This is a genomic window from Pseudonocardia alaniniphila, from assembly GCF_022524485.1.
GTDB lineage: Bacteria > Actinomycetota > Actinomycetes > Mycobacteriales > Pseudonocardiaceae > Pseudonocardia > Pseudonocardia alaniniphila.
Genome location: NZ_JAKXMK010000008.1, coordinates 187,013 through 208,411 on the forward strand (window position 1 = coordinate 187,013; position 21,399 = coordinate 208,411).

At 71.8% G+C, this 21,399-nt stretch carries 18 protein-coding genes; 12 read left to right on the plus strand and 6 right to left on the minus strand.

Features of this window, described 5'->3' with window-relative positions:
- Nucleotides 1–135: 135 nt before the first annotated feature.
- Both MMF94_RS10750 and MMF94_RS10755 read right to left on the minus strand, forming a co-directional pair.
- On the minus strand, nucleotides 136–384 hold the full coding sequence (locus tag MMF94_RS10750; RefSeq protein ID WP_241036196.1) for a type II toxin-antitoxin system Phd/YefM family antitoxin: 249 nt from the start codon (nucleotides 382–384) through the stop codon (nucleotides 136–138).
- 350 nt (nucleotides 385–734) lie between these two features.
- Nucleotides 735–1,670 (minus strand): helix-turn-helix domain-containing protein, encoded by a 936-nt coding sequence (locus MMF94_RS10755; RefSeq protein WP_241036197.1) that lies wholly within the window; start codon nucleotides 1,668–1,670, stop codon nucleotides 735–737.
- Nucleotides 1,671–1,955: 285 nt separating this feature from the next.
- Here MMF94_RS10755 and MMF94_RS10760 point away from each other — a divergent pair, with 285 nt between their 5' ends.
- Nucleotides 1,956–2,624 carry a YoaK family protein gene (locus MMF94_RS10760; RefSeq protein WP_241036198.1) on the plus strand — a complete coding sequence of 223 codons (669 nt, stop codon included), beginning with the start codon at nucleotides 1,956–1,958 and terminating at the stop codon, nucleotides 2,622–2,624.
- 176 nt (nucleotides 2,625–2,800) lie between these two features.
- On the opposite strand, the gene MMF94_RS10765 is transcribed toward MMF94_RS10760, so the two are convergent.
- Together MMF94_RS10765 and MMF94_RS10770 are read right to left on the minus strand one after the other, a co-directional pair.
- Nucleotides 2,801–4,183 carry an FAD-binding oxidoreductase gene (locus tag MMF94_RS10765; protein ID WP_241036199.1) on the minus strand — a complete coding sequence of 461 codons (1,383 nt, stop codon included), beginning with the start codon at nucleotides 4,181–4,183 and terminating at the stop codon, nucleotides 2,801–2,803.
- 347 nt (nucleotides 4,184–4,530) lie between these two features.
- Nucleotides 4,531–5,088, minus strand: coding sequence for a GrpB family protein (locus MMF94_RS10770; RefSeq protein ID WP_241036200.1), 558 nt, complete (start codon nucleotides 5,086–5,088; stop codon nucleotides 4,531–4,533).
- 364 nt (nucleotides 5,089–5,452) lie between these two features.
- On the opposite strand from MMF94_RS10770, the gene MMF94_RS10775 reads away from it, so the two are divergent.
- From MMF94_RS10775 to MMF94_RS10800, 6 genes are all read left to right on the plus strand, one after another.
- Nucleotides 5,453–6,079 carry a hypothetical protein gene (locus MMF94_RS10775; RefSeq protein ID WP_241036201.1) on the plus strand — a complete coding sequence of 209 codons (627 nt, stop codon included), beginning with the start codon at nucleotides 5,453–5,455 and terminating at the stop codon, nucleotides 6,077–6,079.
- A gap of 147 nt (nucleotides 6,080–6,226) precedes the next feature.
- Nucleotides 6,227–6,631 carry a YccF domain-containing protein gene (locus MMF94_RS10780; protein ID WP_241036202.1) on the plus strand — a complete coding sequence of 135 codons (405 nt, stop codon included), beginning with the start codon at nucleotides 6,227–6,229 and terminating at the stop codon, nucleotides 6,629–6,631.
- 40 nt (nucleotides 6,632–6,671) lie between these two features.
- Nucleotides 6,672–8,114, plus strand: a complete 1,443-nt coding sequence (locus MMF94_RS10785; protein ID WP_241036203.1) for an aldehyde dehydrogenase family protein — start codon at nucleotides 6,672–6,674, stop codon at nucleotides 8,112–8,114.
- A gap of 57 nt (nucleotides 8,115–8,171) precedes the next feature.
- Nucleotides 8,172–9,686 (plus strand): xylulokinase, encoded by a 1,515-nt coding sequence (xylB, locus tag MMF94_RS10790; RefSeq protein ID WP_241036204.1) that lies wholly within the window; start codon nucleotides 8,172–8,174, stop codon nucleotides 9,684–9,686.
- A 47-nt stretch (nucleotides 9,687–9,733) separates the two neighbouring features.
- On the plus strand, nucleotides 9,734–10,459 hold the full coding sequence (rpiA, locus tag MMF94_RS10795) for a ribose-5-phosphate isomerase RpiA (protein ID WP_241036205.1): 726 nt from the start codon (nucleotides 9,734–9,736) through the stop codon (nucleotides 10,457–10,459).
- Between the two features lie 140 nt (nucleotides 10,460–10,599).
- Nucleotides 10,600–12,024 (plus strand): MFS transporter, encoded by a 1,425-nt coding sequence (locus MMF94_RS10800; RefSeq protein WP_241036294.1) that lies wholly within the window; start codon nucleotides 10,600–10,602, stop codon nucleotides 12,022–12,024.
- Here the strand turns inward: MMF94_RS10800 and MMF94_RS10805 are convergent.
- On the minus strand, nucleotides 11,981–12,760 hold the full coding sequence (locus MMF94_RS10805) for an MgtC/SapB family protein (protein ID WP_241036206.1): 780 nt from the start codon (nucleotides 12,758–12,760) through the stop codon (nucleotides 11,981–11,983). The two genes, MMF94_RS10800 and MMF94_RS10805, sit on opposite strands and share 44 nt — an antisense overlap.
- A 289-nt stretch (nucleotides 12,761–13,049) precedes the next feature.
- Between MMF94_RS10805 and MMF94_RS10810 the strand changes: the two genes are divergently transcribed.
- The 3 genes from MMF94_RS10810 to MMF94_RS10820 are packed head-to-tail and all read left to right on the plus strand — an operon-like array spanning nucleotide 13,050 to nucleotide 16,597.
- A complete protein-coding gene (locus tag MMF94_RS10810) occupies nucleotides 13,050–13,259 on the plus strand; it encodes a heavy-metal-associated domain-containing protein (RefSeq protein ID WP_241036207.1) in 210 nt (69 codons plus the stop codon).
- 54 nt (nucleotides 13,260–13,313) lie between these two features.
- Complete coding sequence (locus tag MMF94_RS10815) at nucleotides 13,314–14,294, plus strand: DUF748 domain-containing protein (protein ID WP_241036208.1); 981 nt, start codon at nucleotides 13,314–13,316, stop codon at nucleotides 14,292–14,294.
- Entirely contained in the window at nucleotides 14,294–16,597 is a 2,304-nt protein-coding gene (locus MMF94_RS10820) for a heavy metal translocating P-type ATPase (RefSeq protein ID WP_241036209.1), read from the plus strand. The genes MMF94_RS10815 and MMF94_RS10820 overlap by 1 nt, the downstream gene beginning before the upstream one ends.
- Nucleotides 16,598–16,628: 31 nt before the next feature.
- Here MMF94_RS10820 and MMF94_RS10825 read toward each other — a convergent pair whose 3' ends face one another.
- On the minus strand, nucleotides 16,629–19,760 hold the full coding sequence (locus MMF94_RS10825; RefSeq protein ID WP_241036210.1) for an AfsR/SARP family transcriptional regulator: 3,132 nt from the start codon (nucleotides 19,758–19,760) through the stop codon (nucleotides 16,629–16,631).
- Nucleotides 19,761–19,842: 82 nt separating this feature from the next.
- Between MMF94_RS10825 and MMF94_RS10830 the strand changes: the two genes are divergently transcribed.
- Nucleotides 19,843–20,334 carry an anthrone oxygenase family protein gene (locus MMF94_RS10830; protein ID WP_241036211.1) on the plus strand — a complete coding sequence of 164 codons (492 nt, stop codon included), beginning with the start codon at nucleotides 19,843–19,845 and terminating at the stop codon, nucleotides 20,332–20,334.
- A complete protein-coding gene (locus MMF94_RS10835; RefSeq protein WP_241036212.1) occupies nucleotides 20,331–21,359 on the plus strand; it encodes an alpha/beta fold hydrolase in 1,029 nt (342 codons plus the stop codon). Before MMF94_RS10830 ends, MMF94_RS10835 begins: the two co-directional genes overlap by 4 nt.
- The last annotated feature ends 40 nt before the right edge of the window (nucleotides 21,360–21,399 follow it).

Genomic DNA, 21,399 nt, shown 5'->3' on the forward strand with positions numbered 1-21,399 from the left:
CCGGTCCGTCCGCACCGCGGTCGGTGCCGTGCGCCTGATGGCTGTGACGACCCTCAACTCACACCGGATGGTGCCGTCATCGCGTTGACGGTCCCTCACGTCCGTCGCGATGACGAGGTTCGTGTCCAGGAGAGCTCACGCCGGGGACCCCGGATCGTGGACGACGTCGTCGACGCGGTCCCGATCGGCGCTCCACTCCGGGTCGGCCGGGCCGCTGAACAGATCGGACACCTCGGTGTGCGTACGCCAGCTGTGGGGCGCGACAGGCACCAGGCGCGCGCTCGGCCTGCCGCCCACGGTGATGGTCACCTCCTCCCCCTGCTCGACGCGGCGTACCAGCTCGGAGGCCTGTTGCCGGAGCTCGTGCAGTCCCACGACGGTCACGCCGCATGGCGTAGCACAAGTGCTCCCCATGCGCCTCATTCCGTCCGTGCACCCAGACGCCGGGGGATCACCTAACTCGAGGCATGAGCGTCTTGTTCATCGTCAAAGCACCGATTCGACCCACCGTGCTGTATCCGGGAGCCACCGCCGTGGCGAGCGGGGGCCGGGCCGCGTGCGCGGGCCCGGCCCCACCCCTCGGGCCAGGGATCAAGCCTCGCGCGACTCGGGGGCTCCCCAGCCCCGTTCGCGTCTGACCGGCCCCCTCGTCGGCTGCGAACACAGTCGACCAGCCCGAGGCTTCAACGTGAATGACGATTCCTCTTCGACACCATGCGTTTCCTCTAGCACGGTCACGGGAGCAGCCCGGCGAAGTGCTCACGCCGCCAGCCGGTCGGCGTCGTCCCGAACTCCCGCCGGAACGCCCGTACGAACGTACTGACGTCGCGGAACCCGACGGCAGCGGCGATGCTCGATATCGCGCGGTCGTACCTCGGGTCGGAGAGCATCGCCTGTGCCGCGAGCAGCCGCTGCTCGCGGAGGTAGGCACCCGGCGTGGTCCCGATCCGCTCGAACAGGGTGTACAGGCGGGCAACCGACACGTGATGCCGCCGCGCCAGCTCCTCGACCCGCAGTTCTGGGTCGGCCAGGTGTTCGCGAACGTGCATCCGCATCACGTCGAGCAGCACTTCTGCGGCGCCGTCCGCGCCCGGTGTCGAGGGACTGACGTCCCGCAACACCATCGCGAGCAGATCGATCGCGGCTCGCCCGGCGTCGAGCTGGTCGCCGGTGAGGTCGTCGGCGACCTGAAACAGCCGGCGGAGGTAGGTGGACAGCATCTGCATGGCCGGGTTTGCGGAGTCCACGCTGCGTGCACAGGCCTCGGTGATCTCGACGGTACGGAGCGGGAGTAGCTCACGGGAGAAACGCAATGCCAGGCTCCGGGCCGCTGTCGGCGAGACCCGCTTCCACGAGCTGCGCGCCTCCGAGAGCACTCCCGAACCGGCCGTCAGCTCGGCGAAGCGGTCATGCTGGCGTATGTAGACCCGGCCGGCAATCTGTACGCAGAAGAGCATCACGTTGTCTCCCGTCGCTCTCGCCGCCATCCGGTCGGTCCGGACCGACGACATCGGTCCTCCCCACTGCGACCGGGAGAGAGTCATGGCGTCGCCCAGCTCCTGGAACGCCACACAGCCGTGATACTCGGGACGCGTCGAGGCGGTCACCGGCATGAAGGACTCGCTGGCGACGTCCTCCAACTCCTCACCGTAGAACTCGTGGATCTGCACGGCCCGACGCTAACTCCGGATCATCTGCCCAGGCAGGAACCGCGAGACCACTTGTCAGACCTGTCCGATACGGGCGGGCGTCTCGCAAACAGTCGGTTGCCGACTGGATCGCCACCATCGGCCAGGCCCCGCGGTGGCCTCTTCAGCCCGGAGGCAGTCCTTCGCCGTCGGGTTCATCCCTGCTGCCCGCGCGAGATCGTCGACGCCGCCGTGGCCGCGCTCACGCGTTGCGGCATCAGCGGCGTTCACCTCACCGGGTAGGCCGGTCTGTGGTAGGTGTCCGAGATGAGCCCCGAGAGGAGCACTGCCCCGGAGCGGGCGGCGTGGAGGTGGGCCGGGGTCGTCCCGGCCGCGCTCGCCGCGTGCGCCGGCGGGGTCGACCTGCTCGCACTCGCCGGCCTCGGTGGCGCGTTCGCCAGCATCGTCACCGGCAACCTGGTGACCACGGGCTACGGACTCGGCACGGTGAACATGGCGCTTGCAGCCCCGTCTGGCATCGCCGTGGTCTGCTTCACCGTCGGCGTCGTCGCCTCGACGCGGGTGTGGCGACATCGCCCGGAGGCCGTCATCGGGCTCCTCCTCGCCGAGCTGGTGCTGCTGGCAGGCGTGGCCGCGGGCTGGATCCTCACCGGCGCACACCCCGGGCCGGTCGTGTCGTTCGTCCTGTTGGGCGTGGCTTCTGCCGCCATGGGCGGGCAGAGCGTGGCGGCATTGCGGCTGAAGGCCTCCACCACCTACATGACAGGCACGCTGGTCAGCGTGCTGCAGGACGTCGTGACGGGCCGCGCCGGGCGTCGCCGCTCGGCGTTGCGCCAGCTCGCGGCGCTGGTGGTGGGAGCGTGCGCGGCCGCCGCGCTGCTGCACCCGGTGCGATGGGCGGTCCCGCTGCTTCCCCTCGTCCTGCTCGCGGTGTCGATCGGGCTGGTGGTCGCCGACCGCGCGTCGGTCCGCTGAATCAAGACGACGACGGGTGGCTTTCCGTGGCGACCCCTCTGACCGCCACGGAAAGCCACCCTTTTCCGGCTTCGCCGGAACATCGGACGGAGCCCGCTCCCCAGCCCGCTCCGTCCGCCACAGGGCGACACCCCAGTCGCCCGTGGTCGTATCGATGGCCGCCGTGGCGGCCGGTCTCAGGCGGCGGCCGGAACGCGGTGGTTGGCGAGCATGCGCCCGTCCGGATCCACCCGCCGCCGAATCTGCTGCAGCCGCTCGTAGGCCTCGGCCCCGAACCCGAGCGCCGCGTCCACCGGTCTCTCGGCGAAGTTGAGGTAATGCCCGCAGGCCCAGGGCGACATCGCGGCCTCGAGGCGTTCCGCGTCCCGTTCGCCGATCCTCAGTGCCTCCGGCTCGGCGGCCAGGGCGCAGGCGTACATCGCGAACTCCCCGTGGAGCATCGGGAGCGCTCCGGCGTCGGGGTGGGGCCTGCCACACGCCCCGCCGAGCTGGCGCAACTCCGCCACGGTGAGGCTCGAACCGGAGCCCGCTCCGGCGGCCTCGACGAACGCGTCCACGCCTGCTGCCGGCAACGAACCGAGCATGCTGGCGGAGGCCGCCGCGGGCGTGGGGCCTTCGGGGTCGCCGTGCAGGCGGACCAGGTCCGCGGCCGGCATCCGTCCGAAGGTGTCGATCTCGGGTCCGAGCTCACGCAACGGGGCGAGGATCTTCTCCGCGGCCTCGTCGTCGGCCAGGACGGCACCGTCGATCATCGCGACCTGGCGCCCCCGCAACGGCGGCGGCACCGCCTCGATCGAGGGAAGCTGCAAGATCCGGCAGGACGACGACACCTCGTCGGGCGCCTCGCTCGTCCACTGCGTCCACCGGGCGAACACACGGCTCGCATCCCGCCAGTCCCACACGAGCGCCCCGCCGTAGACCGACGTCACCGGGTAGAGGGCGAACTCCAGAGCTGTGACGACCCCGAAGTTGCCGCCCCCGCCGCGCAGCGCCCAGAACAACTCCGGATCGGAGTCGGCGTCGACCCGCGCGCGCTCACCATCGGGAAGCACCAGCTCCGCGGCCAGCAGGTTGTTGCACTGCATCCCGAACCGGCGGGCGAGCCATCCGATGCCTCCGCCGAGCGAGAACCCCGCCACCCCGACGTCCGGGGACGACCCGTGCAGCGCCACGAGCCCGGCCGGGGCCACCTTGCCGACGACGTCGCCCCACAGCACGCCGCCGCCGACCCGCGCCCGGCGCCGTTCCGGATCGATCGTGACCTCACCGAGCGACGACGTGCGCAGCAGTACCGCGTCCTCGAGCCCCTCCAGCGGTCCGGCGTTGTGGCCGGTGGACTGGGGCGCGACGCGCAGACCGGCCCGCGCGGCCGCCCGAACCACAGCAGCCACCTCATCCGCTGTACGCGGCTGCGCGACCGCAGCCGGCCACTGCTGCACCGTGAGTTGCCACGGGTGCCGGGCGCCCTCGTAACCGGGGTCCTCGGGCAGGTGGACCGTGGCGCAGGCTGCACGCAGCTCGTCGAGACCGCGGTGCACGTCGATCGGGTTGCTCGTCACGCCCTGCCACACGATGCACAGGTGCAAGCGGTTCACAGCTGCGCGCGTTGCCTCCGCTGTCGATTTCCACTACTCCCTGATCTGCGAGAACGCATATCGGAGTGACCGGGATCTCACCCGGCGGCCATCGATCCCCGCAGGGCTGTCTGGCACCAGACTCTCACCGTGGGTAATCAAGGCGCTCGCGGCTGCACTCATGATCGTTCCGAGATCGGGGTTTCCGCCCCCGCAAGGGCGCGCAGCCGGATCTCGCGGCGATCTTGGTTCGATGATCGTTCCGAGATCCGGCATTCCGCCCTGGCGAGGGCTGGTAGACGGATCTCGCGGCGATCACCGCCGTCGGCCTCTCACAGCCGGGTGCGGGCGAGGACTTCCTGGACGAAACGTCGCTTGCCGGCGGTGTAGGCCTCCCGGTCGTCGTGGTGGCGGTCGGCGAGCTCCGCCTTGAGTCGGGCGTAGGCGCGCACCAGCTCGGGGTCGGCTCGTAGCGCGTCTCGAAAGGCGAGCTGCCGATGCCACCTGCTGCCGGCCGTCATGACGTGCAGGTGCGCAACGCGGTGGTCGTCGCGCACCTTGACGAAGAACCGCCGGTGCGGACTCCGGTCGAGTTCGGGCGAAACGTAGTGCCAGCCGTGCGGAGCAACGACCGGAACGAGCTCGTCGGCGACGTCGAGGCCGGCGACCTGTGCCTGCAAGTCGACGATCGGCTTCGCGGCCAGCCGGGGCACGGCGGTCGAACCGACGTGCTCGACCGCCGCAGTGAGCCAGGGTGCGAGTAGCTCCTGAAGCAGGTCCCGCTCGCGGAGACCTCGGTCCGCCCAGGCCGGGTCGTGGTGGACGACCTCGACGCGCTCGATGGCCCAGACCGGCCATGTCACGCTCGGCGGGTCGTCAGGTTCGGGCATTCGGCCGGCCTCCCTCGAGAATCGATTGACGCGAATGGCCCGGAATGAGTCCGGCGAACTCCCGGACGGATACGCGCGTCCGGGCACAGACGACCCGCAGGCCCGACGCCCCATGATCGTCCCGAGATCGGGGTTTCCGACCGCGCAAGGGCGCGCAGCCGGATCTCGCGGCGATCTTGGTTCGATGATCGTTCCGAGATCCGGCGTTCCGCCCTGGCGAGGGCTCATATACGGATCTCGCGGCGATCTTGGCCACTGGCCGCCGACCCCGGCGGACACCGCGGCGACGAGTGTGGGATCTCCGGGTCGTGATCGGGGCCGTCCCGGAGGTCTCGGACCCTCGGGATGCTTAGCGTCCGGGGCCATGATGACAACACCCAACATCGCAATTCCCACGCAGGCTCGCACCGTACAGGGCGTCTGCCTCATCCTCGGCCCTCTCCTGAACGCAGCAGCGACGTTCTTCTGGACGGACGGGCGGCACGGCGTCGTGGGCGGCGCGCTGGTGGCGTGGTCGTGCGTGCTGTGGCTCCCGGGTCTCCTCGGCTTGTGGGAGATCGTCCGGTCGAGCAGGCCCGTGCTCGGGTCGACCGGTGCCGCGCTGGCGGTGATCGGCTCGTTCGGCGGGATCGCGTTCGGGCTGCAAGGGTTCTACGAAGGCGCGTTCGGGATGGACAAGCAGCAGAGCCTCGACGCCCTCGCCGCGTACCCCCTGACGTCGCAACTGGTGCTCTGGCTGCCCGGGCTGACGTTCCCGCTGATGATCGTGCTCCTGGCCGTCGCTCTCGCCCGGACGCGCAGCGCGCCCACGTGGATGTGGGCCGTGCTCGGCATCGGCGGCCTGCTGTGGCCCGTGAGCCGGATTCCTCGCATCGAGGCGATCGCCCACGTCGCGGACCTCGCGGTGCTCGTCCCGTCCGCGGGCCTCGGCGCGCTGCTCATCGCGAGCGCGCTGCCGCTGCGCCCGGCCCGGTCGACGGCCTCGACGTAGGTGCTGCGGTGTGACGCCCGGACGCGGCAGCGCGGCGAGATGTACCCGGGTGGCCGCGTCCGAGCAGGGCTTTCACAACTTCGGAACAGCGACAGAGCGCCCCGATGGGTGCACTCTGGACAGGACAGCGTCGACAGGAGAACCGCTATGCGGACCGTACTCAACGTGATCTGGCTCATCCTCTGCGGCGTCTGGCTGGCCATCGGCTACGTGCTCGCCGGAATCATCTGCTGCCTGCTGATCGTGACGATTCCGTTCGGGCTGGCAGCGTTCCGCATGGCCGACTTCGCGCTGTGGCCGTTCGGCAGAAGTCTCGTCAAGCGCTCGGACGCGGGCGCGCCGTCCACCATCGGCAACATCATCTGGATCATCTTCGCCGGATGGTGGCTCGCGCTGGCGCACCTCACCACGGCCATCGCACTGGCCATCACGATCATCGGGATCCCGCTGGCGTGGGCGAACCTGAAGCTGATTCCCGTCTCGCTCGTTCCGCTCGGGCGGGTCATCGTGGACAGCGACGACGTGCAGGCCCGGTACCCGACGGTGTACTGAGTACGTGGGTACTGGTGGCCGAGTGAGGAGCTGATCTGGGGTGGAGCACGTCGCCCGTGGCCGGAACTACATCGACGGCCGCTGGGAGGAGGGCGACGGCACGACGCTGGAGGTGCACGACCCCGCCACGGGAGACGTCGTCGCCCGCGTGCCCGACTCCACCGAGCAGGACGTCGACCGAGCCGTCATCGCCGCGAGGCGCGCGTGGAACAGCTGGCGCTGGGTCAACCCGACGGTGCGGGCCGGCTACCTGCACGCCGCGGGCGACTCTCTCGCCGCCGCGAAGGTCCAGGTGGCGGCGGCCATCACCCGGGAGATGGGCAAGCCGATCCCCGAGGCCACCGGCGAGGTGGAGAAGCTCGCGAAGACCTTCCACTTCTACGCCGAGGAGGCCACGCGGATCACCGGCGCCACCCTGCCGAACGAGGAGGAGGGGTTCACGAGCCTGGTCGAGAAGGAGCCGATCGGGGTCGTCGCGGCCATCACGCCGTGGAACTACCCGGTGGAGCTCATCGGCTGGAAGCTGTGCGCAGCGCTCGCCGCGGGCTGCACGATCGTGGTGAAGCCCTCGGAGTACACGCCGTCGGCGGCGATCGAGGTGTTCCGCAGTCTGGAGGCGGCGAAGCTGCCGGCCGGTGTGGCCAACCTCGTCACCGGCGCCGGCGGGACCGGACGGGCGCTCGTGGCCCATCCGGCGATCAGCAAGGTGGCGTTCACCGGTTCCGGGGCCACCGGGGAAGCGATCTTCAAGACCGTCTCCGGGGTGAAGCCGCTGTCCATGGAGCTGGGCGGCAACTGCCCGCTCATCGTCACGGCACGGGCCGACATCGACCAGGCGGTCACCGGGGCTCTGCGGCGTTCCTTCCGCAACGCCGGGCAGATCTGCATCGCCATCAACCGCGCCTACGTGCACGCCGACCTCTACGAGGAGTTCGTGCAGCGGCTCGCCAAGGCGGCAGCGGGCCTGGTGGTGGGGGACGGCCTGCGCGAGGACAACGTCGACGTCGGCCCCGTCACCAACGTCGAGATCCTCGAGAGATGCGAGCGGCACGTCGCCGACGCCCGGTCGAAGGGGGCACGGGTGCTGGTGGGCGGGGCCCGTCCCGCCGACCGGTCCGTCGGCAACTACTACCTGCCGACCGTGCTGGCCGACTGCACGCAGGACATGCTGGTGATGCACGAGGAGACCTTCGGCCCCGTCATCGGGGTGAGCCCGTACGACGACCTCGAATCCGCGATCGAGCTGGCCAACAGCACCCCCGCCGGTCTCGCGGCCTACGTGTACTCCGAGGACCTGGGCGAGGTCTTCGGCCTCGGCCGCCGCCTGGACTTCGGCAGCGTCGCGGTGAACAACGTCGACGCGGGCACGATCAACGCCCCCTACGGCGGGCGCAAGGGCAGTGGCTTCGGCTACGAGCACGGCCGGGAGGGCATGGAGGGATACCTCCAGATGAAGCACGTGCGGGTCCGTCACCGCAGCTGACACCCACCGGACACCGGGAGCGGCTCGACGGCGAGCCGCCGGACCAGGGAGAGACGCATGACGACGTGTTTCATCGGGATCGATCTCGGAACGTCCGCCTGCAAGGTGCTCGCCCTCGACACGAGCGGGCAGGTCCTCGCCACCAGCATGCGCGACTACCCGGTCGTGACGACCCGGCCCGGATGGGCGGAGCAGGACCCGGCATTGTGGTGGAAGGCCACCGACGACGCGGTCCAGGATCTGGTGGGGCGGCTGCCGTCCGGCGCGTCCGTGCGCGGGTTCGGCCTGAGCGGGCAGATGCACGGCCTCACCGCTCTCGACGAGGAGCGCCAGGTGATCCGCTCGGCCATCCTGTGGAACGACCAGCGGGCGGCGCCGCAGTGCGCGGAGATCACCGAGCGGGCCGGCGGGTTGCCAGGCCTGCTGGACCTGGTGCAGAACCGCATGCTGCCGGGGTTCACCGCCGGCAAGATCCTCTGGCTCCGCCAGCACGAGCCGACGTCGTTCAAGGGCATGCGGCACCTGCTCAACCCCAAGGACTTCATCCGCCTCCAGATGACCGGTGAGCTCGTTACGGAGGTCTCCGACGCGTCCGGCACCGGCCTGTTCGACGTCCGCGAGCGCCGCTGGAGCAGCGACCTGTTGCGACTGCTGGACATCCCGGAGGACCTCATGCCGCCGGTCGTCGAGTCGCCCGAGGCCACCGGCACGCTGTTGCCCGAGGTGGCGCAGCGCTGGGGCCTGCCCGCGTCGACGCCGGTGTTCGGCGGTGGCGGGGACGCGGTCATCCAGACCACCGCGATGGGCATCATCGACGACGGCGCCATCGGCATCACGCTCGGCACGGCGGGCATCGTGGCGGGCGCGAGCGGCTCCTGCCCCGACGACATCGACGGCACCCTGCAGATCTCCTGCGGGAACGCCCCGGACCGCTGGCACGTGATGGGCGTGTCCCTGGTGGCCGGTGGCGCCTTCCAGTGGCTGCGGGACATGCTGCGCACGCTGGTCGGGCCGCAGCTGCAGTACAGCAGCCTCGTGGAGCTGGCCCGGCAGGCACCACCGGGGTCCGAGGACCTGCTCTTCCTCCCCTACCTGCTCGGTGAGCGCTGCCCGCACGTGGCGCCCGACGCACGCGGCAGCTGGGTGGGCCTCACCCCGATGCACTCGGCCGCCCACCTCTCCCGCAGCGTGCTGGAGGGTGTGCTGCTCAACCTGCGCCAGATCGTGGAGGTGTGCGAGTCCACGGGCCTGGACTGCACGCAGGTGCGGGTGTCGGGTGGGGTCACGGTCGAGCCGTTGTGGATGCAGATGCTGTCCGACGTGCTGAACCGGGAGGTCGTCACGGTCACGGGTGCGGCCGAGGGCGGCGCATACGGAGCCGCGCTGGTGGCCGGTGTCGGCACGGGTGACCTCGGAACGCTCGCCGACGCGGCGGGCCTCGTGCGGGAGACCTCCCGCTTCACCCCCGACGCCGGCAACGCCGAGGTCTACGAGCGGCTGTTCACCGTGCACCGCGGCCTCTACCGCACGTTGGAACCCACCTTCGCCCAGCTCGCGGACGCCCAGCGATGACGGCGGTGCGGCGATGACGACGGTGCGGCGATGACGACGGTGCGGCGATGACGACGGTACGGCCACGCACCGAGCAGGATCGGGCCAAGGTCGCCGCCGGTGTGCACGCCCTGGACACCCAGGTCCGCAACGGGATGCTCCTCGGGCTCGGCTCCGGGACGACGTCCCACTGGTTCGTGCGCTCGCTCGCGGAGCGCGTGCAGGAGGGCCTGGACGTGGTGGGGGTGCCGACCTCGACCGCGACCCGGGACCTCGCGCTGGAGCTCGGCATCCGCCTCGCGGACCTGAACGACGTCCCCCCGCTCGACCTCACGATCGACGGCCCCGACGAGATCGACGGTGCCGGCAACATGATCAAGGGCGGTGGGGCCTGCCTGCTCTGGGAGAAGGTGGTGGCGCGGGCGTCGCACCGGATGGTCACCGTGCTCGACGACACCAAGATCGTCGCCACGCTGGGTCGGTTCCCGCTGCCGGTGGAGGTGGTGCCGTTCGGCTGGGTCTCCACACGCCGGCACCTGGCCCGGCTCTTCGCCGACGCCGGTCTCGGCCAGGTGCGGATCACGAACCGCATGCGGGACGGCGAGCTGCTGGTGACCGACAGCGGCCACTACATCCTCGACGCCCATCTCGACGCGATTCCCGACGTCCCCGGGCTCGCCGCCGTGCTCAACCACATCCCGGGGGTGGTCGAGCACGGCCTCTTCGTGGGTATCGCGGACGCGATGGTGGTGGGTCACCCCGACGGGAGCGCGGAGGTCCGGACCTTCCGATAGCCACACCGGAGCCTGCGCGCCCCGGTCCGCCGAGGTGCGCAGGCTCACGGCGTGACGCTATCCATATGGTGGAACCGCGAGCGCAATGTACGGTCATTACTGCTGATCGTAGGTGCGGCCACAAGGGAGCCATCGTGTGGATGTCGGTCCTCACCAGGGAGCCGGCCCGCCCGGCCGGTTTGCGCGACCGGCCGAACGCCTGGCTGCTCGCCGTGGGCACCGTCTGCTTCGGCGCGTTCATGGGTCAGCTCGACGCGAGCATCGTCACCCTCACCTACGGGTCCCTCGGCGCAGAGTTCGACTCCTCTCTCGCCGGGGTTCAGTGGGTCTCCCTCGCCTACCTGCTGACGCTGGCCGCGCTGCTGATCCCGGTGGGCAGGCTGGCCGACGCCTACGGTCGCAAGCTGCTCTACCTCTACGGCTTCGTGGTGTTCACAGCGGCCTCCCTGGCCTGCGCGCTGGCGCCGGACCTCGGTTGGCTGATCGTGTTCCGCGTCGTGCAGGGCGTCGGGGCGGCTCTCCTCCAGGCCAACAGCGTTGCGCTGATCACCACGAGTGCTCCCCCGCACCGGCGGCGGGCCGGGCTGGGCATCCAGGCAGCCGCTCAGGCCCTCGGCCTCGCCCTCGGCCCGACGATCGGCGCACTGCTCGTCTCCAGCCTCGGCTGGCGGTGGGTGTTCGGCATCAACGTGCCGATCGGCGTGCTGGGTGTGGCCGCGGGAGTGTTCCTGCTCCCCCGCACGCGCGAGCGGAGCAGCGCCACCCGCTGGGACATGACCGGCCTCGCGCTGATGGTCACCGCCACCACCGCCGGTCTGCTCGGCCTGTCGACGCTGTCCGGCCTCGCGTTGCCGGATTGGGCGCCGGCGTGCCTGTTCGCCGTTGCGGCAGGTGCGGTGATCGGCATCCGTGCCCGTCGGGGACGGTCGAAAGCGCCGCTGGTCGATCCGCCGCTCCTGCGGTCGCGCACGGTCAGGGCTGGACTGGTCGGAGCGCTGGGCGGCTACCTGATCCTGTTCGGCCCGCTCGTCCTCGTCCCCGTGGCGCTCACCTCGGCCGGGGTCTCGGAACTGCAGGCCGGGCTCGTACTGACCGCACTTCCGGCCGGGTTCGCGCTCGCGGCCACCACCGGCGAACGACTACTCCCGGCCACCTGGAACGACCGTCAACGGTGCCTTCTCGGCGCCCTGCTCATCGTCGTGGCGACCGGCCTGCTCACCGCCGCGCCCTTCACCGCGGAGTGGCTCGCGCCGCTGCTGGGCGTGCTCGGCATCGCGCTCGGCATCTTCACCCCGGCGAACAACAGCGTCGTCATGGGCTTCGTCCCGACCCGGACCGCCGGCACGGGCGGCGGGCTCGTCAACATGGCCCGCAGCCTCGGCACGGCGCTCGGCGTCGCGTGCGTGACGCTCGCTCTGCACGCGCGGCCCGCCGACGGCACGTTCGACGGTCCGCGCACGGCGCTGCTCACGCTGACAGCAGTCGCGCTGGTCCTCTTGGTCTCCGCCCTGCTGATCCCCGTCACGAGTCCGGATCGGGCCCGAGGTCGCTCGCAGCCACACTGAGCACGCCGTAGAGGTTGTTGAGGTCCGAGATGAGCTCCTCGTGGTCGATCGAGCCCCTCAGCTCGAGCATCACCGACACCGGTCGGACGCCGGGCGCGTGTCGCGGACCGCCGTCGCCGCCGCTGTCGACCAGCGCGTCGACCGGCGCCGGCTCGACGCGGCGCGTCGTCAGCTCCACGACGGTCCATCCACGCTTGGTACAGGTGCTCACGATCTCCCGGAGCAGGCCGCGCCCGTCCTCGTAGGTCACCTGGACGAAGCGGCTCAGCTGCCGCCCGTCCGGCAGCCAGGAGGTCAGCCACGGGAAGGCGAAGACGACGATGAAGTAGCCGATGGTTGCCGCCCCCGCCAGCACCGGCAGGCCGGCGCCCGCTGCCATGCCGACAGCGGTGGTCACCCAGACGGCCGCGGCGGTCGTCAGGCCGCGCACGGCGTCACGGCGCACGAAGATCAGCCCGGCGCCGATGAACCCGATACCGGACACGATCTGCGCTGCGACGCGGGACGGGTCGAGGACGACGTGGTCGCCCAGGACGTCGGTGAAGCCGTACTTGGAGACGAGCATCATCAGAGCTGAGGCGAACCCGATCAGGGTGTGCGTCCGTAGGCCGGCGCTCTTGTTGCGCAGCTCCCGTTCCAGCCCGATCGCTGCCGACAGCACGAGCGCGATCGCGAGCTCCAGGATCTGCGTCCAGCCCTGACCGGTCGGCTCCCCGAGTTGTAGTGCGAGGCCCACGCCCACTCCTCCCATCCGTCGTCGTGTCACGCGGCGGTACCCCGCGCCGACGCGGCGTCGTGAATGGTTGTTGTTCCGCCGACGGCGATGCCGGGGAGAGCGGCGGCAGGACAGCTGCGCCGGCCGCCGAACACCGCTCGTTCCTGACGAGCAGCGGACCACAGTACGCCGTGTCAGCGGCGGGCCCCCTCGCAACCTGTTGCGCCCATACCCCCCAGGGGTGTAAACATCAGGTGCGGATACGGCACCCCCCTAGGGTATCCGGAACTACTGGAGAGGCAGCAGCACGATGAGCACGAGCACCTACACGGTCGTCGGGATGACCTGCGCGCACTGTGTCGCATCGGTGAGCGAGGAGATCGGTGAGATCAGCGGCGTCCGCGACGTCGCGGTCGACCTGCCCACCGGCGCCGTCACCGTCACGAGCGACGACCCCGTCGACGACGCGGACGTGCGCGCCGCGGTCGAGGAGGCCGGCTACCAGCTCGCGGCCTCGTAGGCCGCCATCCACCGCCCGGCCTCCGACGCGGCCGGGCCCGAGCAAGGACGGCAGATGAACACTGCAGCGAGACTCTCCGTCTACGGCGCGGTGCTCGCCCTGCTCACCGCAGGCGCGTACGTCACCGGATCCGCTGTCGGTCCCTTCTCCTCCGCCGCTCCCACCGTCACCACAGGTGCGGAGCCCGCGGAGATGTCCGGCGCCGAGGACGCCGGGCACGGGGACGACCACAGCGGCGCTGTCACGGAGGTCGTCGACCAGCCTGCGGGGCTGGCGTCGAGCAGGGGCGGCTACACCCTCACGCCCACCACACCGACGCTCACCGCGGGAACCCCCACCGACTTCGCGTTCCACATCACCGGACCCGACGGCTCCCCGATCACCGCGTTCGACGAGGAGCACACCAAGCGGCTGCACCTGATCGTCGTGCGCCGCGACACCACCGCCTACCAGCACCTGCACCCCACGATGGACCCCGACGGGACGTGGCGGACATCGCTGACCGTGCCCGCGGGCGGCAGCTACCGGGTCTTCGCCGACTTCGTCCCCACCGGGGGTGCACCCACCACTCTCGGCGTCGACCTCTCGGCGGCGGGCGACTACGCACCCGCCACACACCCGACGAGCACCACTGCGCAGGTCGACGGCTACGAGGTCCGTCTCGACGGCGACCTCACAGCGGGCCAGGCATCCCCTCTGACGCTCACGGTCACCCGCGACGGCGTCCCCGTCACGGACCTGGAGTCCTACCTGGGCGCCTACGGGCACCTCGTCGCGCTGCGCGCGGGCGACCTCGCGTACCTGCACGTGCACCCCGACGGGATCTCCACGCCGGGGCCACAGATCCGGTTCATCGCCGAGGTTCCGTCGGCGGCGACGTACCGGCTGTTCCTCGACTTCCAGCACGCCGGAGTCGTGCGCACCGCCGAGTTCACCCTGCCCACCGCCACGGCCGCGGGTGGTGCATCCGCGCAACCCGCCGGGATCACCGAACAGCCGGGACACGGGCACGACGCACAGAACGGACACCGGTGATGACGACCACAGCCGCACAGGCAACCGGGACGACGAGCGCGCCGGCCGGGCAGGAGGTCGAGCTCGTCATCGGTGGGATGACCTGCGCGTCCTGCGCCAACCGCATCGAGCGCAAGCTCAACAAGCTCGACGGCGTGACCGCCACGGTGAACTACGCCACGGAGAAGGCGAAGGTCGTCGCGCCCGCGGGGGTCGACGCGGCGGAGCTCGTCGCCGCGGTCGAGGCCGCCGGCTACACCGCACAGGTGCCCCGCCCGGCGTCGGACGAGCCCGCTGCAGGGATCGTCGACGACGAGCCGGACGACACCCGGGCTCTCCGGCAGCGCCTCATCGGGTCCACGGTGCTCTCGGTCCCGGTGATCGCACTCGCGATGATCCCCGCTCTGCAGTTCACCTACTGGCAGTGGATCTCACTCGCGCTCGCCGGGCCGGTAGTGGTGTGGGCGGCGTGGCCGTTCCACCGGGCGGCCTGGGCGAACCTGCGCCACGGCGCGGCCACGATGGACACCCTCATCTCGCTGGGCACCCTCGCGGCGTTCGCCTGGTCGCTGTACGCGCTGCTCTGGGGCACGGCGGGGGTGCCCGGCATGACCCACCCGTTCGAGCTGACGGTCGGGCGCAGCGACGGCGCCGGCAACATCTACTTCGAGGTCGCCGCCGGTGTCACCACGTTCATCCTTGCCGGGCGCTACTTCGAGGCCCGCTCGAAGCGCCTGGCCGGGGCCGCGCTGCGGGCGCTCCTCGAGCTCGGTGCGAAGGACGCCGCCGTTCTGCGCCGTCGTGGCGGCGTTGATGCCGAGGAGCGGATCCCGATCACGCAGCTCGTCGTCGGCGACCGGTTCGTCGTGCGGCCCGGGGAGAAGTTCGCCACCGACGGTGTCGTCCTCGACGGCACCTCCGCCGTCGACGCCTCGATGCTCACGGGCGAGTCGGTCCCGGTCGAGGTGCGCCCCGGCGACCCGGTCGTCGGCGCCACCGTGAACGCCGGTGGGCGGCTCGTGGTCCGTGCCACCCGCGTCGGGGCCGACACCCAGCTGTCGCAGATGGCGAAGCTGGTGGAGGACGCCCAGACCGGCAAGGCGCAGGTCCAGCGGCTCGCCGACGCGATCTCCGGGATCTTCGTGCCGGTCGTCATCGCGCTGGCCGTGATCACGCTCGGGTTCTGGCTCGGCACCGGTGCGGGGGCCGCCACCGCGCTCACCGCCGCCGTCGCGGTGCTGATCATCGCCTGCCCGTGCGCACTGGGCCTCGCCACGCCGACCGCGCTGCTCGTGGGGACCGGCCGCGGCGCGCAGCTCGGCATTCTCATCAAGGGCCCCGAGGTGCTCGAGTCCACGCGCCGCGTCGACACCGTGGTGCTCGACAAGACCGGCACGGTCACCACCGGCCGGATGGGCCTTTTCGCCGTGCACCCCGCCACCGGCACCGACGAGCAGACGGTGCTCCGGCTCGCCGGAGCCCTGGAGAACGCCTCGGAGCACCCGATCGCCGCGGCGATCACGAACGCCGCTCGTGAGCAGGTCGGCGACCTGCCCGAGGTGACGGAGTTCTCCAACCACGAGGGTCTCGGAGTTAAGGGGATCGTCGACGGGCACGCCGTGCTCGTCGGCCGGCCCGCGCTGCTCGAACAGTGGAGCGTTCCTCTGACCGGAGAGCTCGCCGCCGCCGAGGAGGCCGCGGCCGCCCAGGGCCGCACAGCGGTGGCGGTGGCGTGGGACGGCGAGGCCCGTGCGGTGCTCGTCGTCGCCGATGCCGTGAAGCCCACCTCCGCCGAGGCGATCGCGCAGCTGCGGGCGCTCGGACTGACGCCGGTGCTCCTCACGGGCGACAACCGCGCGGTCGCGGAGTCCGTCGCCCGGGAGGTCGGGATCGACGTCGGTCCGGAGACGGTGATCGCCGGGGTGTTGCCGGCCGACAAGCTCGGGGTCATCGAGGAGCTGCAGCGGCGGGGCCGGGTCGTCGCCATGGTCGGCGACGGCGTGAACGACGCGGCCGCCCTCACCCGGGCCGACCTGGGCCTCGCCATGGGCACGGGAACCGACGTCGCCATCGAGGCGGCGGACATCACCCTTGTGCGCGGCGACCTCCGTGCCGCCGCCGATGCCATCAGGCTCTCCCGCCGCACGTTCGGCACGATCAAGGGGAACCTGTTCTGGGCGTTCGCCTACAACCTGGCCGCCCTGCCCCTCGCCGCCACCGGCCTGCTCAACCCGATGCTCGCCGGAGCCGCGATGGCGTTCAGTTCGGTGTCCGTCGTGGGGAACAGCCTGCGGCTGCGCCGGTTCCGCAGCCACGCCGGCTGAGCACCACCGCGTGCGGCCGACCGGCCCGAGTCTATGACCACCCGAGCCGGTCGGCCGCCGCGATCTCGGAGCTGAGCAGCGCGGTCGCGCCCCGGCGGTCGAGGGCGCGACCCTGCTCGTAGCGGCCGGTGAACCGATCGCCGAGGGCGCGCCGCAGCTCGTCCGTCAGCCGGGCCACGTCCGGATGGTGGGCGTCGGCCGCGCCGCGCACCGCGTGGCCGGCGCCGAGCACCACCGCAGCGGCGTCGGGAACACCCTGGCAGGCCCGCAGCGAGGCGATCGTGGCGGCGACGATCCCGAGCTGCGTGGCGTCGGCGGTGGCCACGGCCCCGGCGAGGGCGGCGTGCAGGTCGCTGCGGGCGCCCGCGATGTCACCGCGGGCCAGCGAGAGCTGCGCGAGGCCTGATCGGTACTTCACCCGGAACTGCCGGTCGCTCTCATCGCCCGCGGCGTGCAGCGCATGGTCGTACTCACGGGCGGCCGCGACGAGGTCGCCGTCCTGACGGTCCATGTCGCCGAGCCGCATCCGCGCCAGCGCCAGGTGGTGGGCGGCGGGGTGACCGGCGATCACGGTGCTCAGCTCGGCCCGCGCGCGGTCGGTGTCCCCGGCGTAGATGTACGCGGTGGCCAGCCACACGCGCTGGTGGTCGTCGTTGCCGAGCTCGGCGGCCGGCACGCAGGCGTCGAGCAGGGCGGCGAGCGCCCCGTCCCGATCGCCGAGGAGGAGCTGTGCGGCTCCGAGGTAGGTCAGCGACACGGCGCTGCCCCAGCGCTCGCCGAGGGCGCGGAACTCACCTGCGGCCGCCGTCAGGTCCCCACGCGCCCCGGGCAGATCGCCGTGGCCGCCTCGCAGCAACGCCCGCACCAGCCAGAACATGCCCTTCCCGAACCGGGCGGCCCTCGGCGGTGGCTCGGTCTCCATGAGACCGCCTGCGGCGTCGCCCGACAACGTCGCCAGCAGTGGACCGATCACCAGCGCCGACGGGTGACCGCTCCCGGCTGCTGCCCGGAACCTGTCCAACTCCGCCGCGTCCTCGATCACGTCACCCGAGAGCACGGTGTTGATGAGGTAGGCGGCCACGGCGGGAGCGCGGATCGTGACCGGTGTCGTGGTGGGCACCGCGAGTGCCTCGCGCAGCAGCCGCGCCGCCTGGGCGTGGTCTCCCTGGAGGGTGAGGAAGAACGACAGCGCGGCCGCCAGCCGCACCGCGGTGTCGTCGTCGCCCACGGTGCGGGCCTGCCGCAGGGCACCCAGGAGGTTCTCCCGCTCGGCGGTCAGCGCCGGGATCCAGCGCAGCTGCTCGGGTCCGCGCAGATCGGGCATGGCAGCCTCGGCCAGCTCGAGGAAGTGACGTGCGTGTGCCGCCCTTGCCCGGCCGGCGTCACCGCTCGCGCTCAGGCGGCGCAGGCCGTACTCCCGGATCGTCTCCAGCATCCGGTAGCGCACGCCGGGCCCGGCCACCCGGTGCAGCAGCGACTTGTCCACGAGCGCCCCGAGGGTCGGCGCCACCGGAATCCCGGACGGGCCGACGCACTCCGCCGCGGCCGGCGTGATCGTGCCGGGGAAGACGGACAACGCCTCGGCGAGGCGGCGCTCGTCCTCGGTCAGCAGCTCCCAGCTCCAGCCGATCACGGCGGCCAGGGTGCGGTGGCGGGGCAGGACGGTGCGGCTGCCGCCGGTGAGGAGCTGGAAACGGTCGTCGAGCATCGTGGCGAGGTACTCGACCGGGACAGAGCGCGCTCGTGCCGCCGCGAGCTCGATCGCGAGCGGCAGTCCGTCCAGGTGCCGGCAGACGTCGGCGACGGCAGTCGTGGTCTCCCGGGCGAGCACGAAATCGGGATCCGCGGCCGCCGCCCGCTGCGCGAAGAGCCGGACGGCGGGACTCTCGCGGATCTCCTCGACGCTCGCGGTGGGGGCCGCGAGCGGCAGCGGCGGAACCGGGACGAGCGCCTCCGCCGTGATGCCGAGCGGTTCGCGGCTCGTGGCGAGCACGGAGAGCGCGGGGCACCTGACGAGCAGCTCCTCGCAGACCACGGCCGCGGCGTCGAGAAGGTGCTCGCAGTTGTCCAGCACCAGCAGCGTGGGCGCGGGCGAGACGGCGTCGACGAGGCGGTCGATCGGGTGGCCCGCCGCGGAGCCGGTGCCCTGGCTGCCGAACGCGTCGAGCGCGGCCTGCGCGACGCCGGCGGGATCCGTCACGGCGGCGAGCTCGACCAGCCATGCTCCCCCGCGCAGCCCGCCGGCCATGTCCGCCGCGACGGTCGTCGCGAGGCGCGTCTTGCCGGCACCACCCGGCCCGGTCAGGGTGACGAGCCTGCTCGCGCCCAGTCGACGTGCGACCAGTGCGCGTTCCTCCTGGCGTCCGACGAACGTCGTCAGTGCCGTGCGGAGGTTGCCACGCCGGTGCCGTGCGCTCCGGGGTTCCTCCGCGCGCAGCACCGCGAGATGGGCGGCGCGCAACTGGGGTGACGGATCGGTTCCCAGCCCGTCCGCGAGCGCGGAGCGCAGGTACTCATAGCGTTCGAGCGCCTCGGCCGATCGGCCGTCCGCATGCAGGGCGCGCAGGAGAAGCGCCTGGGCCCGCTCCCGTCTCGGGTGTGCGGTGGTCAGCGCGGTGAGCTCCGCGACGAGGACGGCGGGCTCGGCGCCGCCGAGCAACTCGGCCTGCGCCCGGTCCTCCGTGGCGGCGAGCCGCAGCTCGTCGAGCCGGGCGATGTCGGCTGCGGCGAACGGCTCGTCCGCGACGTCCGCCAGAGCCGCGCCCCGCCACAGCGCGAGGGCCTCCCCGAGGGCGCTTCGTGCCGTGTGGGGGTCCGACCCCTGCAGGGCGACGCGCCCGGCGCGGGCGAGCCGCTCGAAGCGCACGGCGTCCACCGCGTCGGGCGGCAGCTCGAGCCGGTAGCCACCCGCGACCGAGCACACCCGCCCGTCGCCGGGGATCGCCCGGCGCAGCCGTGACATCAGTGAGTGCAAGGCGTGTATCTGCCGTGGCGCGGCCCCGGGCTCCTCCGGCCAGAGTGCCTCGACCAGAGCGGCCACAGGCACGGTTCGCCCGGCGTCGATCGCGAGCCGGATGAGCAGGGTGCGCAGCCGGGCGCCTCCCAGGGCGACGTCGGCGCCGCCGACCCGGACCTCCAGCGGCCCGAGGATGCCCACCTGCATCCGATCACTGTGCCAGCATCCGATCGATTCCTGTGTGCGCCTTGTGTGCGGTTTGTGAGCGGGCGGCGGCAGCGTGGAGCCCATGCAACGCGTGATCTCCCCGAGAACGGCCGCAGCGGCGGCACAGCTGGCGACCGGTCTGCTCGCCGGGGCCCTGTTCTACGGCTTCGCCAACGTCAACCCGACCTTCGCGGCCGTCCCGCTGGACGTGCACCTCACGTTCCGCACGGAGCTGATGAACCTCAACGCCATCGTCATGCAGGCGCTCATGGCGGCGTCCTTCGTGACCTCCGCCGGGCTCGCCATCGGGGCACGCGGCCGGGCTCGCGCCTGTGCCGTGGGCGCCACCGTGCTCACCGTCGCCACGTTCCTCGTCACGAGGTTCGGCAACGTCCCTTTCAACGCCGAGATCAGGACATGGGCCGCCGGCGCGCTCGCGCCCGACTACCAGGAACGGCTGGCCACCTGGGGCGTCTTCAACGACATCCGCGTCGCCACCGCGATCGGTGCGTTCGCACTGGTCATCGCCGCTGCCGGGCTCCTGCGCCCGGCCCGCGCCGCGGTGGCGGTGTGAGCCGAACCCGGGCCCCGCTGGCCAGGCGGATCGTCGTCGTCGCGGTCGTCGTCCTGATCGGTGTTCCGGCGCTCGTCGTCCTCGGCCTGCTGGCCTGGAACGACACCCCGGCCGACCAGCGGGCACTCCTGCCCGGCGTCGCGATCGACCTGAAAACCGTAGACACCCCGCTCGGGCCCGTTCAGTACGACATGTACGGCACGAGCGGGCCGGTCGTGCTGTCCGTCCACGCCGGACTCGGCGGGGCCGACCAGGGCCGGTTGTTCGCCGGCTGGCTGCAGGACGACGGGTTCCGGATCCTCTCCCCCTCGCGGCCCGGGTACCTCGGCACGCCGCTCTCCTCGGGCCGGACCCCGCAGGAGCAGGCGGACCTCTTCGCGGCTCTGCTGGACGAGCTGGGTATCGAGAAGGTGGGCGTCCTCGCGGCGTCGGCCGGTGGGCCCGTGGCCTACACGTTCGCCGCCCGCCATCCCGATCGCGTGTGGGGCCTGGTCTCCGTCGGCGCGCAGAGCAGACCGAAGCCCGGCCCGGAGCCGGGCTCGTCGGCGCGGACGGTGTTCATGGACACGATCGGCGACAAGCTGGTGAGGCTGACCGCCACCTTCTCCCTCCGCTCGGTCGTGACCAGCACGCTCGACGAGACCAGCACCTTCACCGACGAGCAGAAGGCACAGCGCACCGATCGCATCATGAACACACCCGAGGTCCGGGAGCTCTTCGCGGCGATGCTCGACACGACGTTCCCCTACGACCTCCGCAACGACGGCACCCGCAACGACGCCACGCAGGTTCGGACGATGGCGCCGCTCCCGCTCGCACAGATCACCGCACCGGTCCTGATCGTGCACGCGACACAGGACGGCGACGTCCCGTTCGACGACGGGGTGAACGCCGAGCAGCAGATACCGGGGGCGCAGCACTTCTGGATGCAGGACGACGACCACCTGGGCTTCTGGCTGAGCCCGGCCGCACCCACCGCGCAGCAGGAAGCCCGAACGTTCCTGCGAGAACACGCCGGCCAGTAGGCGCCCACGAGCGCGACATGGTCACGTATCGCTGTTCTGA

Bases quoted from the DNA above. Each gene is read 5' to 3' on its own strand.
- MMF94_RS10760 (WP_241036198.1), top strand. From the start codon at position 1,956: ATGAGCCCCGAGAGGAGCACTGCCCCGGAGCGGGCGGCGTGGAGGTGG.
- MMF94_RS10770 (WP_241036200.1), bottom strand. From the start codon at position 5,088: ATGCCCGAACCTGACGACCCGCCGAGCGTGACATGGCCGGTCTGGGCC.
- MMF94_RS10775 (WP_241036201.1), top strand. From the start codon at position 5,453: ATGATGACAACACCCAACATCGCAATTCCCACGCAGGCTCGCACCGTA.
- MMF94_RS10780 (WP_241036202.1), top strand. From the start codon at position 6,227: ATGCGGACCGTACTCAACGTGATCTGGCTCATCCTCTGCGGCGTCTGG.
- xylB (WP_241036204.1), top strand. From the start codon at position 8,172: ATGACGACGTGTTTCATCGGGATCGATCTCGGAACGTCCGCCTGCAAG.
- rpiA (WP_241036205.1), top strand. From the start codon at position 9,734: ATGACGACGGTACGGCCACGCACCGAGCAGGATCGGGCCAAGGTCGCC.
- MMF94_RS10800 (WP_241036294.1), top strand. From the start codon at position 10,600: ATGTCGGTCCTCACCAGGGAGCCGGCCCGCCCGGCCGGTTTGCGCGAC.
- MMF94_RS10810 (WP_241036207.1), top strand. From the start codon at position 13,050: ATGAGCACGAGCACCTACACGGTCGTCGGGATGACCTGCGCGCACTGT.
- MMF94_RS10815 (WP_241036208.1), top strand. From the start codon at position 13,314: ATGAACACTGCAGCGAGACTCTCCGTCTACGGCGCGGTGCTCGCCCTG.
- MMF94_RS10820 (WP_241036209.1), top strand. From the start codon at position 14,294: ATGACGACCACAGCCGCACAGGCAACCGGGACGACGAGCGCGCCGGCC.
- MMF94_RS10825 (WP_241036210.1), bottom strand. From the start codon at position 19,760: ATGCAGGTGGGCATCCTCGGGCCGCTGGAGGTCCGGGTCGGCGGCGCC.
- MMF94_RS10830 (WP_241036211.1), top strand. From the start codon at position 19,843: ATGCAACGCGTGATCTCCCCGAGAACGGCCGCAGCGGCGGCACAGCTG.